The following is an 11,721-nucleotide window of genomic DNA, read 5'->3' as shown; positions in this document are numbered from 1 at the left end:
AGAGCAAATAAACACAAAGCGGCGAATAAAAGAAAATAATAATAAAGGACATGACAATGAAGGGCATCGGGAGGCAGGGGATTAATATCTGTTTGCATCAGGAAATAGTAACAACCCCGGCGCAATTGCTGGAGATATTGTTGGATCACCCAAGATTAGGGCGCTTTTTTAAAGCCGGATTTGCCGTGGTTCAACCTGAGGATAAAGGACAAATCAGCGGCGGTAAAGGCTGTGTCCGCCAGGTGACCATAGGAAGGCAGCAATTCTTAGAGGAAATTATTTCAGCTTCACTTTCCGGTATTCGTTATCAAATTATAGGGCCCGGCCCGGTTTCTCAGCACCGGGGAGATATTGCTTTTGTCGACCAGGGCGGTTCAACCTTGGTTGAGTACCGGATCTGCTGTAACGGCCCGAAATGGATCCCGGATTTTATCGTTAAACATGTTATTGCGCGGGATATAAAATTTGCTTTAAGGCAATTGGCTACTTTTTTCTTACATAAGGCGGGTTGATACTCGTTTGGCGCAGGTTCCCGGTGAAAAGTTTTGTCTTTAAGTCGGAGCAGAAGAAAAATTAGAGCTAACCCTGGCTACTGAGACAGATATGCTAGATTAGGGTGGACTTAAATATTGAAAAGTAATAAGTTTTAATTAAGTGTTAGCTTATGCTTAGTGAATACTTGCATATCTGATCGGAAAAATGACAAGGAAGGCGTTATGGTGCATTTAATTTACACCAGTTCGGCAGTTGGCGTGCCGAACGAACAGGACTTGACCGAACTGTTGGAGCAGGCACGGGCAAGGAATATCAGGCAAAATATTACCGGTATGCTGTTATATGCCAATGGTACTTATATGCAGGTGTTGGAAGGAGATAGCCGGGATGTGCATGATATTTATGCTTCCATTAAAAAAGACCCCAGAAATACCAATGTATTGACCCTGGTAGAAGAAGTTATTCCCGCAAGAAGTTTTCCTGACTGGAGCATGGGCTTTCGAAATTTAACCGTATGTTCCCCGGAAGATTTGCCCGGATTTATTGATGTCCTCAATGAGCAGGCGAAGCACAAGATCGTCATCAAGGATGAAGGGATTTCGAAAAAGTTGTTGGCTAATTTTGTTCAGTTAAACTATGAGCAGCCTACTAAACGTTTTTAATGTTTAAATAAATGGAAAAGGGACATGATACATTTAATTTATATCAGCTCGGCAACCAGCTGGCCGACGGAGCGGGATCTTACCGAGTTGCTGGAGCAGGCCAGGGCAAGGAATATCAGACAAAATATTACCGGCCTGCTGCTATATGGCAACGCAACTTATATGCAGGTATTAGAGGGAGAAGAAAAAGATGTGCATGAAATTTATAGTGCAATAAAAAAAGATCCAAGAAATAACAGTGTGGTTACCTTGCTTGAAGAAGAAATTACCGAAAGAGACTTTCCTGACTGGAGTATGGGCTTTAAAAATTTAACGACCTGTGCTCCCGAGGAATTAGCCGGATTTTCTGACATTTTCCAACAGGGGCTTGATAGAGAGGCGGTAATAAAGAGTGATAGGGTTGCGAAAAAATTATTATTAAATTTTGCCGTCAATGTTTAATACTGCTTGAAAACTTGGTAATTATCAGCAAGAAAGAAGTTAAGCCTTTTTTCGTTCCTGCTGTTCTCAAAGCCCCCCGCAGCCATTTGTGCCTTGCATGCGGGGGCGTTCAATTAGTTTGCATTATCCTGTTTTTTATAAACATCAAAATTAATGTCCCTGACATCGAGTATGCGCAAGGTGGTGAAGATGCTGAAAGCGCCGATCAGCTGGAAATACAAGCTGTTGAGGATAACTTCCAGGTACTCTAAATGAAAAACCGCTATGGTTTTTAATACCATCAGGTAAAGACTTAAGGCAATACTGATATAAAACATTGACCTGATCGTGAAGCCTATTTGTCTGTTCCTGTCCTGGTAGCTCTGGTAAGGGTCGAGTTTTTTACCGTATAGGTTCCAGTAAAGAATGCCGCCGAGGAGCAAATTACAAAGAATGGTTGCCGATATTCGCACAAGGGCATCACCGGAGCTAAATTCTTTGAGCAATAACTCCACCAGGATAAAGGCAAGATAGATGACGGCGGTGGCGATAACAAGTGCAGGGGATACAAAATCAAATAGGTGCCTTGGACTCAGCTCAGCCTTACGTGTGCTGCTGACGTTTGCTGCTCTCATTAATTTTACTTGTTTAAACCCGGATATTTCCATCAGGAAAAAGGGAATAAACTGGCACAGGCCGAAAAATATCGGTAAACCTTCGGCAACTTTTTTATTTGCCGGATGTTCGGCCGACAACATGGCGTAAAAAGCCAGCAGGACAAATCCCAAGACAAGTATCAGGTGGTTGATCGCCATGAAATTACGCAGCCCTTTTTCATAAGCTGCAAGGGGCTTAGGGTAGAGTTTGGGATAGCTTTTTGGCGGATAGTTATCAAACACAAAGCGGGTGCGCCGTTTAACTTTTTGAGGAAAATAGTACGAAATCAGCAAAATCTGGCTGATAAAGACCAGGAAAAATAAAAGATTGTCCAACATATTGCTTTCCTTAATTGTGGTTATTGTTCATTACCTGGCTAAAAGCGATTCTGATCTCAGAATCGGTAATGCCGCTGGCTTTCAGTTTGCTGACCGTTTCATTTAATGTTGTATGCAGCCATTCATTTAAATCCACCGTGCTGTTGGTTTTTGCCTCGGGGTGGATAAAGGTCCCGCGATAGCCCCGGGTTTGAATTACGCCGTCACGCTCCAATATACGATAGGCTTTGGCCACGGTTTTACTGTTCATCGTCAAATCATTTGCCAGTTGCCTGATAGACGGTAGGGCATCACCGGGGGCCAGCTTCTCCTGGTTTACCGCCTGTTTGACCTGGGTGACCAACTGGGTAAATAAGGGCACGGGATCGTCAATATCTATGCTTATTTCCATTATATCTCCTTGTTCCACATGTACCATGTGTTGTGATGGTACAACTGGTCTATTGAAAGATCAATCCTAAATTGAGGTGGATAATTATTTACAGAAAAAATATCACTGCCGAAAATGGCCAGTATCGGTAAAACCGTCCCGGTACACTGGCTCTATTGTTTATTTGTTATTTTTTATTTTCAGGAGTTGTTATGACCATAGACTTTCAGATCATCCCGGTTGATATCGAAGCGTTTCAGCCTGTGCTATCGCTAGCCCCCGAGGCATTGGCAAGTGCCCATGCAAAAGTGCTTGATGTCGATGAGCATCCGGGATATCCGTGCCGGGTATCGTTAATTGAGGCAAAAGTTGGCGAGCAGGTACTGGTGTTACCTTATAACCATCATGATGTCGATTCGCCATACCGGGCGAGCGGACCTGTTTTTGTTCGCTTAAATGCACAAACCCATCTGCCGGCAATCAATGAAATTCCCGAAGTGGTGCAACACAGGTTGCTTTCCCTCAGGGCATATAACAGTGAACATATGATGATAGACGCCATAGTCATACCGGGTCGTGAGCTAAAAGCGGCGATTGAGACTATGTTCGCCCGGGAGCAGGTCAACTATCTGCACATCCATAATGCCAACCCCGGCTGTTTCAGCTGCGCCGTGCAAAGAGTTAACCACAAGCAATAAGTTATTTTTGTCCCGGTTATTGGTGAGCCCGGAGAAATACCATTGACCGCAAAAATTAGTCAATCAGCCGCAAGCTATAGCTTTTTGCCCAAAAACTCGTCTATTATCTTGACCACTATAACTAGAAAAAAGACAAATTTATGAGTGAGTTGATAACAATAAACGGACAAGCGCATGAAATAGATGTCGACGGCGATATGCCTTTGCTGTGGTTCTTGCGTGATAAATTGGAATTTACCGGCACCAAATTCGGTTGCGGCAGCGGCTTGTGCGGCGCCTGTACCGTACATGTCGACGGCCAGGCCACCCGCTCCTGCATCACGCCTGTGGCTACATTGGCGGGAAAAAGTATTACCACCATAGAAGGTCTGTCAGAAAACGGCGATCACCCGCTGCAAAAAGCCTGGTTAAACAACAAGGTACCCCAGTGCGGATACTGCCAGGCTGGACAGATTATGAATGCCGCCAGCTTATTGGCCGTCAATGCTGCCCCCAGTGAAGAAGAAATCGATACCGCGATGCAGGGCAATATCTGCCGCTGCGGTACTTATCAGCGCATTAAAAAAGCCATCGGCGAAGCCGCACAAGAAATGCAAGAGGATGCCTGATATGAGCAAAGTCACGGATCTTGATAATAACGCGAAAAGCGGGCAGTTAAGCAGCAATAGACCAAACAGCGAACAACCCAGTAATGCCGGACGGCGCAGCTTTATGAAAATGGCCGGGGTTGCCGGCGGCGGTTTAGTATTAGGGGTCAGTTTACCCGGCTATGCCGGAAGCAAAACTGAAAAAATGGCCGGATTGGCAAGCGAGAGCACCTTTAACCCTAATGCCTTTATTCATTTAAGTGAAAATGGCGATACCCTGATCTACTGCGGCCGCTGTGAAATGGGGCAGGGGATCAGCACGGCATTGCCTTCGGCGGTAGCCGATGAAATGGAAGCCGACTGGTCGCGGGTGCGTGTCGAGCAGGCGGACGGCGATGAAGATAAATACGGCCCGCAGGCGACCGGCGGCTCCGCCAGTATTGTCCGTATGTACCAGCCGATGCGTGAAGCCGGTGCTGCGGCCAAAGCCATGCTGATTGGCGCGGCAGCCAAGGTATGGAAAACCAGTACCGATAATTGTTATGCACAGGCTCACTTTGTTTATAACAAACTCAATAAGCAAAAACTTGGCTATGGCGAGCTGGCCAGCTTGGCCGCCAATATGCCGGTACCTTCAAGTCCGGTATTAAAAAGCAAAGAGGAATTTCGCTATATCGGGCATGCCCTGCCAAGACATGATCAGGACGAGGTTGTGATCGGTAAGCGCATGTATGGCGTTGATACTAAACTTCCCGGATTGAAATATGCCGCCATTACCCATTGTCCCGTGCTTGGTGGTAAACTGAAAAGCCTGGATCAAAGCGAAGCCCTTAAAGTTAAAGGGGTACTGGGCGTAGTGGAGATTCCCCGCTTTGACGTGCCTTACGGCTCTATCGGCGGGGTTGCCGTGGTGGCGGATAATAGCTGGACCGCCCAGCAGGCACTGAAAAAGCTGAAAATCAGCTGGGACCTGGGAGAAAACCAGGTATATAACACTAAGGCCTATAAGCAGCAGCTGGTGGCGAATGTTGAAAAGCCGGCACAAGTGACCCACGAACGGGGCAGTGTCGAGCAGGCTTTTGCCAAGGCAAAACAAAAAGTCAGCGCTACCTATACCGGCGGCCACTTATCCCATTCACCGATGGAGCCCAATGCCAGTGTGGTTTGGGTACAGGATAACAGCTGTGAAGTGTGGGCGGCAACGCAAAGCCCGGCGGATATCCAGAAGGTGTTGGCACAGTATTTAAAACGCGAACCGAAAGACATTCTTGTCCATGTCACTATGTCGGGCGGCGCATTCGGCCGTAAGTTTAAATGTGATTATGTGCATGAAGCGGCGGTGATCTCCCAAAAAATGAAGATGCCCATTCAGCTGATCTGGTCGCGTGAAGAAGATATGCGCACCGGTTACTATCATTCCACCAGTGCCCAGCATATCGAGGCTTCCCTGGATGAAAACGGTAAGGTCACCGGCTGGCTGCACCGCGCTGCTTTCCCTTCTATCGGCTCGTTATTTAATCCGTCGCTGGATCGGGCGTCCAAGGGCAGTTTGGAAGATGTCGCCATGCATCCTTTTGCCATCGAAAATTTCCGCGCCGAAAGCGGCGAAGCCAAGGCCCATACCCGTATCGGCTGGTATCGTGCGGTTTATGCTATTTTCTACGGTTTTGCCTTTGGCACCTTTGCCGACGAACTGGCGGATAAGGCGGGTAAAAATACCTTTGATTTCCTGAACCAGCTTTATGACGACAGCAGCAATATCAACGACAGGCAAAAAGAGCGGGCGGCCCGCTCTAAAGGGGCACTGGCGCTGGCAGCGAAAAAAGCCGGTTGGGATCAGCGCGATAAACTGCCCAAGGGGCAGGGCATCGGCCTGGCGGTGCATTACAGCTTTAACTCTTATGTCGCCATGGCGGTACGTGTTGAAGTCAAGGGGGAAAATATCCGGGTACTTAAGGTGGATTGCGCCCTGGATTGCGGTCAGATCCTTAATGTCGACGGTGCTACCGCGCAAATGGAAGGAGCCGTGGTCATGGGCATGTCGCTGGCGCTCAGTACGGAAATCAGCTTTAAAGACGGCGCCGTAGTCAATTCCAACTTCCACGATTATCCTGTGATGCGTATTTCGGATATGCCGGAGGTTGCCGTGCATATGGTGGAATCGGATCACAAGCCCACGGGCTTAGGGGAACCCGGGGTGGCGCCGTTTGCGCCGGCATTGAGTAATGCTATCTTTGCCGCCTCAGGCAAACGCTACCGCGACTTGCCGATGAAACCTTTGTCGGTGTAACCTTATGCTTTGATAACGAAGCGTTCGGCAGCAAAAGCCAGCCAGCTAATGTTATTAGCTGGCTGGCTTTCTGTTTTTCAAGCGCATCATTTTATGGTTTAGCGGCAAAGCAGCACTGACGGTATTGCTAACCTTTAGTGCCTAACGGCAAGCTGATGGTGACGGTTACCCCGTCCGGCTCATGGTGATTGCTGGCGCTGATTTTTCCCTGATGGAACTCACAAATTAACCGGGCGATATATAAGCCCAGCCCTAAATGCGGCTGCTCCTGCCTTTTTGAAGACCTTACCGACACCATAGAATCAAACAAGCGCTCCTGCATCTGCTCTGGCAGCAATTCGCCGTTATTACTGACGGTTAATATCAGCTGGGATTTCTCCTCATTGATAGCAAGTTCAACCTGGTTATCCTGGGTAAATTCCACGGCATTGGCCACCACCTTATCCAGCAGTTGGGCAATATGTTCGGGGGAACCGAGAAAATGAAGTGTTTTAAGCGCTTCGCCGACGTTAATGTTAAAGCGGATATCCGGGTAGATTTGCTGATAGCCCTGGACACAGCCCTTGACTACCTGGATAAAATCAAAGTCCATTTTATCTGTGGTATGTAGCATCTGCTCGATGCGGGTGGCCTCACTCATATTGGTTAAGATCAGGTTGAGACGGTTGATCCCCGATTGCGCCCGGTCGATATAGGCCGAGGCATTTTCCGGCATGGCTTGCATCGACAGGTTTTCCAGCGAGGTCCTGACCACGGCAATCGGCGTTCTCAGTTCATGGGACAGGCGTGACGACATGTTTTCCAGGTAATGGTTATACTGGCTCAATCGGTTGACTGCCGTGGTAAAACTGCGCGACAAGTCGCCGATTTCATCATTGGTGTTTGACGGCGGCAGCGCCTGTTTGATGCGGCCATGCTCGTCGATAGCCTGCTCCGCCTGGTTCCTTAAGGTGCGGATACGGCTGGAAATACGCGAGGCAAACAGGAAAAACGCCACAGCACCGAGCAGCATGATGGCTAAAATCGAGCTGAATAATTTCTCCAGCGCCCGGTTTCTTAAGGTACGTATGCCGTTGGTGGTTTCTTCGACGATCACTGCTCCCTGTACCTGGTTGTTGATAAAGATAGGGTAGGCGGCGGATAAGATCACCGCCTGCTGATCCTGGGTCAGGCGCCATTGCGAAGTGGCTGCCCCTTTGAGGGCGCCGACGATATGTTTGCCGGTGAGGTTACTGGCATCATAAAGCTGGTCGATAAAATCGCTCGGTGGCCGGGTCAGTACCATGTAATACAGGGGAATGAGCCATTTTTGCTCCAGGCCCCGCCACCAGCTGGTGTTTTCGCCAGCGGCGCTTTTTTTATGCCAGACCCCGGCGGCCTGGCGGATATCGCCTGCGGTGGCCAGCACCCTGTGATGCTGATCCACCACCCAGATGCTGGAGTTGGTATAACGCATGCTGCGCACTATGCGTTCGATTTCCGGAGACGGCACTAACACAGTACCTAAGGTTTTGGCAAAGCGGGGATCGGCAGAGCCTACGGTATGGGTGACTTTTCCCTGTATCTGGTCGACATCGTGTATCGCAAAGGCGATCTTATCGCCGACCATAGACAGGGGCACGCGCAATTCTATGTTGTAACCCTGATCCGTTGTCAGCCATTGCCCCTGAATTTGCGGGGTGACTACGGGAATATTATTGTCCAGATCGGTAATGCGATAGGTATCGAGCCAGCCGGGTTTTTTATTACTAACCAGGTAGCGGCTGAATTTTCCCGCCTGGTCAACAAACGCCAGTTCCAGGTGATCATTGCGGTTGATATTGATCATATTTTTGTCGCGATACACCACTTTATCATCGGTGACATTAAAGAACAGGTACAGGTATTTGTCGTATTTGCCCAGGGTGGTTTTAAATGCCATGCTCAGCCCTGTGCCAGAGGAATCGCTCTCTTGCTGATAAAGCAGGTGATCCTGACCGTATTCATGGCCGCGGCTGGTGAAATTGGGCCAGTCGCGGTATTGGCCGTCGAGGCGGATGGGGTTTTTCAACTGATAGCCGTATAAGTCCCGGCCTTGTTCCACGCTGGGTAAAAAGCTGGCGTGGTTGTTAAATAAGTTAGGCCGGTCGTGCAAGGTGGTGGCCAGGGCGCGCGCCGTACCCACCAGGGTTTGCTCCTGGCCGTAGCGTAAATATTTCTCCATTTCCCAGACATATTGATAACCGAACCAGGGGATGGAAAACAAAAAAGTCGATAATAAAAACAGTTTACTGCGCAGGCCAAAACGGATCGGCAATGATAAAGCCATTAACTCTCTTCCGTACCTGTTGGCCCTTTACCCGTATTCTGGGGCTCATTCCAGCGATAACCCATGCCGTAGACGGTTTCGATACAGTCAAACTCGCTGTCGATACGCATAAATTTTTTACGGATGCGCTTGATATGGGAGGTAATGGTGCTGTCGTCGACGTAAATTTTCGAGTCCTGCATCAGCTGCTGGCGGTTTTTGACATGCCCCGGGTGTTTGGCCAGGGCAAAGACCATCCAGAATTCGGTCACGGTCAGGTCGACGGTTTGTTGCTGCCAGGCGATCGTCATGCGCTGGCTGTCGATGCTCAGCGGACCTGAGACTAGCATATGCTCTTGCTGGGTCGGTTGATCTAACGCGTCCTGGCGGCGGAACAGGGCGGCAATGCGGGCGCTTAAATGGGGCAAACTGATGTCTTTGGTTAAATAGTCGTCCGCGCCCATGCGCAAGCCGGAGACGGTATCAAAGTCGTTATCCCGGGCGGTCAGGAAAATAATCGGCAAGGTTTTCGATAAGGTTCTCAGCCACTGGCACAGGGTAAAGCCGCCGTCATACTCCTGCTCCAGGCCGATATCTAAAATAACTAAGTGGGGCAGGCGCAAGTTAAAGGCCGCGGTGGCACTTTCGCGGTTTTCATAGGTTTGTACCTGGTAGCCCTGGGTGCGCAGGACATCGGCATAGTTTTCCCGGATCGCCGCTTCATCTTCTACTATGGCTATACGTTTGCTCATGGTGTTCTCTTTCTTTCACTGCTGGGCATCTTATGGGGCCACTATAACGAAAAATATTCGTTACTGCGCTGTTTTATTGAAATTGCCATTTTGTTGCCACATTTTCCCGGCAAATTGCCTTTTTTGCGTCCGAGTAGTGCCGTTTTTACCTTGTTTAATAGGAGTCATCAAGCAAAGAGCTAATGCAACTAACATGACTGCAACGAACAGGGGATACCATGATGAACAACACTACATTTTCAGCTTCAAACAGCAACTTGGACAAAAAAGCCGGCGGTAAAGTAAAAATGATCAATATGCTGCTTATCGGCGCTTTAAGCTGCGCACCTTTAGTGAGCGCAAACAGTTTTGCCACCGATATGAAAACCCAGGAGGAATTACAGGCGTCGGCTAAAGTACGTGAAGAAGTGGGCTTAGGCACCGGCATGGTGTTAGGGGCGATATTTGGCGGTCCGGCGGGGGCTTTTGTGACTGGTATTGCCGGTACTTTTATCGCTAAAAACATCAATGCCACCGAGGAAGTGGATCAGCTTGAACTGGCCTTAATGGAGCAGGAGCAAGAGCAGGAACATAGTCTGATGGCCCTTAACCGTAAGCTTGAACTGGCAGAGCAGGCCTATCAGGCAGAGTTATTGGCGCTGCAGCAAAGCTATCAGGCAACCGGGCAGCTGCAGGCGGAGAACCTGTTAATGAGCCTGCAGTTTTCGACCGGCTCCAGCGACATCGCCCCGCACTATCAGGAGCAAATTGCGGCGTTGGCGAATTTGCTCAAACGCTCGCCGGCCTTGTCGATAGATCTTTCCGGTTATACCGATTTACAAGGGGATGAGACCTTGAATCATAACTTGTCCGTTGCCCGGGTGGATTCGGTTAAAAATGCCCTGGTAGCCCAAGGGGTTGCCGGTCGCCGCATCCAAACTTATGCCCACGGTGAAAATGCGCCTGTGGTGGCCAATGCCGAAAAAGAAGTCAGCTTTTATGATCGCCGTGTGGTGGTGAAGTTACATCAAAACCTGGAGCAAACCGCAAAGAACTAATCTCTGTGACAAAGTAAGCTAACAATCAGGATAGTAAGGAGGTGAGGCTGTGTATCCTCAGAGGATATACTAATAATAAAGTTAACAACATTTTTCTTAAATAAAGTACCTAAAGCAAACTGTTAAAGTAAAGAAAGACAATAAGTGAAAGCCGGGTTTTGAGGAGAGAGCAAAGCCCGGTTTTATTGTATGTTTGCTATCACAGCTTGCTATAACAGTTCTCTATAACAGCTCTCTATTAAAGTAAAATAATAAAGTAAAGGAAACTATTTTGTCCCAGTCCCGATTGGCCCCGTTATGTTTTATTACCGCCATCAGCGCAATGGCCGCAACCACTAGCTGCCAGGCGAAAGCTGCTGCTGAGCTTCCCTGTAATGATCCTGAAAACCAGTGCACTTTTGTGTTGCTTAGCCAGAGCAACTTAGCTTCGAAAACAAAAGACCATGATGCGCTGCTAAAGGTTAATCCGGGCAGGGCGGCACAAGCCCGGTCGCCTTATTCCACCTTTAAAATTGCCAATTCGATGATAGCGCTGGAAACCGGTACGGTGACGAGTATTTACCAGCCACTGCGTTATGATAAGGCAAAATATCCCCTTCAGGTCTGGTGGCCAAAAAGCTGGCAGCAAGCACATAACCTAAAAAGCGCCTTTAAACATTCCGTGGTACCTGTTTACCGTCAACTGGCGGGGGAAATCGGCGCGGCAAAAATGGCGGCTTATATGCAAAAGTTTCAATACGGCAACCTGGATATCAGCTCGGGCTTAGATAACTTCTGGCTAAACGGCAGTTTGAAAATATCCGCCATCGAGCAGGTGCATTTTTTACGGGCCCTTAAAAATAATGACTTTGCCTTATCCCAGGCAAGTATCGGTAAATTAAAAGATCTGATGTTCGTTGAAGAAGGGCCACGTTATCAGCTTTTTGCTAAGACCGGCACCGGCTCGATAGGCAAACAGCAATATATTGCCTGGTATGTCGGTTTTGTTGAAAACAATAACGGCACTTTTTATTTTGCCTTTCATGTTGAAGGCAAAACCTTTGCCGAGGTCCAGCAAAAGCGGCCGGCATTGGCGAGGGCACATTTAAAGGCTTTGGATATTATTTAGTCTCTGGTGATAACGGCAAG

Annotated in this window: 12 protein-coding genes; 8 read left to right on the top strand and 4 right to left on the bottom strand. The window is 48.5% G+C overall.

What is annotated here, in order from left to right; all coding sequences use genetic code 11:
* Window positions 1-56: 56 nt before the first annotated feature.
* From QL234_RS25385 to QL234_RS25375, 3 genes are all read left to right on the top strand, one after another.
* Window positions 57-512: an SRPBCC family protein gene (locus QL234_RS25385; protein ID WP_281560555.1), complete on the top strand. Its 456-nt coding sequence runs from the start codon at window positions 57-59 to the stop codon at window positions 510-512.
* A gap of 204 nt (window positions 513-716) precedes the next feature.
* Window positions 717-1,157 carry a BLUF domain-containing protein gene (locus QL234_RS25380; RefSeq protein WP_281560554.1) on the top strand — a complete coding sequence of 147 codons (441 nt, stop codon included), beginning with the start codon at window positions 717-719 and terminating at the stop codon, window positions 1,155-1,157.
* A 24-nt stretch (window positions 1,158-1,181) separates the two neighbouring features.
* Complete coding sequence (locus QL234_RS25375) at window positions 1,182-1,598, top strand: BLUF domain-containing protein (RefSeq protein ID WP_281560553.1); 417 nt, start codon at window positions 1,182-1,184, stop codon at window positions 1,596-1,598.
* Window positions 1,599-1,711: 113 nt separating this feature from the next.
* Here the strand turns inward: QL234_RS25375 and QL234_RS25370 are convergent, their stop codons facing one another.
* On the bottom strand, window positions 1,712-2,572 hold the full coding sequence (locus tag QL234_RS25370) for a hypothetical protein (RefSeq protein WP_281560552.1): 861 nt from the start codon (window positions 2,570-2,572) through the stop codon (window positions 1,712-1,714).
* Window positions 2,573-2,582: 10 nt separating this feature from the next.
* A complete protein-coding gene (locus QL234_RS25365; RefSeq protein ID WP_281560551.1) occupies window positions 2,583-2,963 on the bottom strand; it encodes a GntR family transcriptional regulator in 381 nt (126 codons plus the stop codon).
* Window positions 2,964-3,154: 191 nt separating this feature from the next.
* Here QL234_RS25365 and QL234_RS25360 point away from each other — a divergent pair, with 191 nt between their 5' ends.
* The 3 genes from QL234_RS25360 to QL234_RS25350 all read left to right on the top strand — a co-directional run bounded on the left by QL234_RS25360 (window position 3,155) and on the right by QL234_RS25350 (window position 6,517).
* Window positions 3,155-3,640, top strand: a complete 486-nt coding sequence (locus QL234_RS25360) for a DUF1203 domain-containing protein (protein WP_281560550.1) — start codon at window positions 3,155-3,157, stop codon at window positions 3,638-3,640.
* A gap of 140 nt (window positions 3,641-3,780) precedes the next feature.
* On the top strand, window positions 3,781-4,248 hold the full coding sequence (locus QL234_RS25355) for a (2Fe-2S)-binding protein (RefSeq protein ID WP_281560549.1): 468 nt from the start codon (window positions 3,781-3,783) through the stop codon (window positions 4,246-4,248).
* A gap of 1 nt (window position 4,249) precedes the next feature.
* Window positions 4,250-6,517, top strand: a complete 2,268-nt coding sequence (locus QL234_RS25350) for a molybdopterin cofactor-binding domain-containing protein (RefSeq protein ID WP_281560548.1) — start codon at window positions 4,250-4,252, stop codon at window positions 6,515-6,517.
* A gap of 127 nt (window positions 6,518-6,644) precedes the next feature.
* Here the strand turns inward: QL234_RS25350 and pdsS are convergent, their stop codons facing one another.
* Together pdsS and pdsR are read right to left on the bottom strand one after the other, a co-directional pair.
* Window positions 6,645-8,825, bottom strand: coding sequence for a proteobacterial dedicated sortase system histidine kinase (gene pdsS / locus QL234_RS25345; RefSeq protein ID WP_281560547.1), 2,181 nt, complete (start codon window positions 8,823-8,825; stop codon window positions 6,645-6,647).
* Window positions 8,825-9,556 carry a proteobacterial dedicated sortase system response regulator gene (pdsR, locus tag QL234_RS25340; protein ID WP_281560546.1) on the bottom strand — a complete coding sequence of 244 codons (732 nt, stop codon included), beginning with the start codon at window positions 9,554-9,556 and terminating at the stop codon, window positions 8,825-8,827. The genes pdsS and pdsR overlap by 1 nt, the downstream gene beginning before the upstream one ends.
* A 218-nt stretch (window positions 9,557-9,774) precedes the next feature.
* Between pdsR and pdsO the strand changes: the two genes are divergently transcribed.
* Complete coding sequence (pdsO, locus tag QL234_RS25335) at window positions 9,775-10,593, top strand: sortase-associated OmpA-like protein PdsO (RefSeq protein ID WP_281560545.1); 819 nt, start codon at window positions 9,775-9,777, stop codon at window positions 10,591-10,593.
* A 271-nt stretch (window positions 10,594-10,864) separates the two neighbouring features.
* Complete coding sequence (locus QL234_RS25330; RefSeq protein WP_281560544.1) at window positions 10,865-11,701, top strand: penicillin-binding transpeptidase domain-containing protein; 837 nt, start codon at window positions 10,865-10,867, stop codon at window positions 11,699-11,701.
* Window positions 11,702-11,721 lie beyond the last annotated feature (20 nt).

Source organism: Thalassomonas sp. RHCl1, assembly GCF_947387555.1.
Lineage (GTDB): Bacteria > Pseudomonadota > Gammaproteobacteria > Enterobacterales > Alteromonadaceae > Thalassomonas.
This window is presented reverse-complemented; position numbering and strand designations above follow the sequence as displayed.

Coding starts and splice junctions, on each gene's coding strand:
- QL234_RS25385 (WP_281560555.1), top strand. CDS start 57: ATGAAGGGCATCGGGAGGCAGGGGATTAATATCTGTTTGCATCAGGAA.
- QL234_RS25380 (WP_281560554.1), top strand. CDS start 717: ATGGTGCATTTAATTTACACCAGTTCGGCAGTTGGCGTGCCGAACGAA.
- QL234_RS25375 (WP_281560553.1), top strand. CDS start 1,182: ATGATACATTTAATTTATATCAGCTCGGCAACCAGCTGGCCGACGGAG.
- QL234_RS25370 (WP_281560552.1), bottom strand. CDS start 2,572: ATGTTGGACAATCTTTTATTTTTCCTGGTCTTTATCAGCCAGATTTTG.
- QL234_RS25365 (WP_281560551.1), bottom strand. CDS start 2,963: ATGGAAATAAGCATAGATATTGACGATCCCGTGCCCTTATTTACCCAG.
- QL234_RS25360 (WP_281560550.1), top strand. CDS start 3,155: ATGACCATAGACTTTCAGATCATCCCGGTTGATATCGAAGCGTTTCAG.
- QL234_RS25355 (WP_281560549.1), top strand. CDS start 3,781: ATGAGTGAGTTGATAACAATAAACGGACAAGCGCATGAAATAGATGTC.
- QL234_RS25350 (WP_281560548.1), top strand. CDS start 4,250: ATGAGCAAAGTCACGGATCTTGATAATAACGCGAAAAGCGGGCAGTTA.
- pdsS (WP_281560547.1), bottom strand. CDS start 8,825: ATGGCTTTATCATTGCCGATCCGTTTTGGCCTGCGCAGTAAACTGTTT.
- pdsR (WP_281560546.1), bottom strand. CDS start 9,556: ATGAGCAAACGTATAGCCATAGTAGAAGATGAAGCGGCGATCCGGGAA.
- pdsO (WP_281560545.1), top strand. CDS start 9,775: ATGATGAACAACACTACATTTTCAGCTTCAAACAGCAACTTGGACAAA.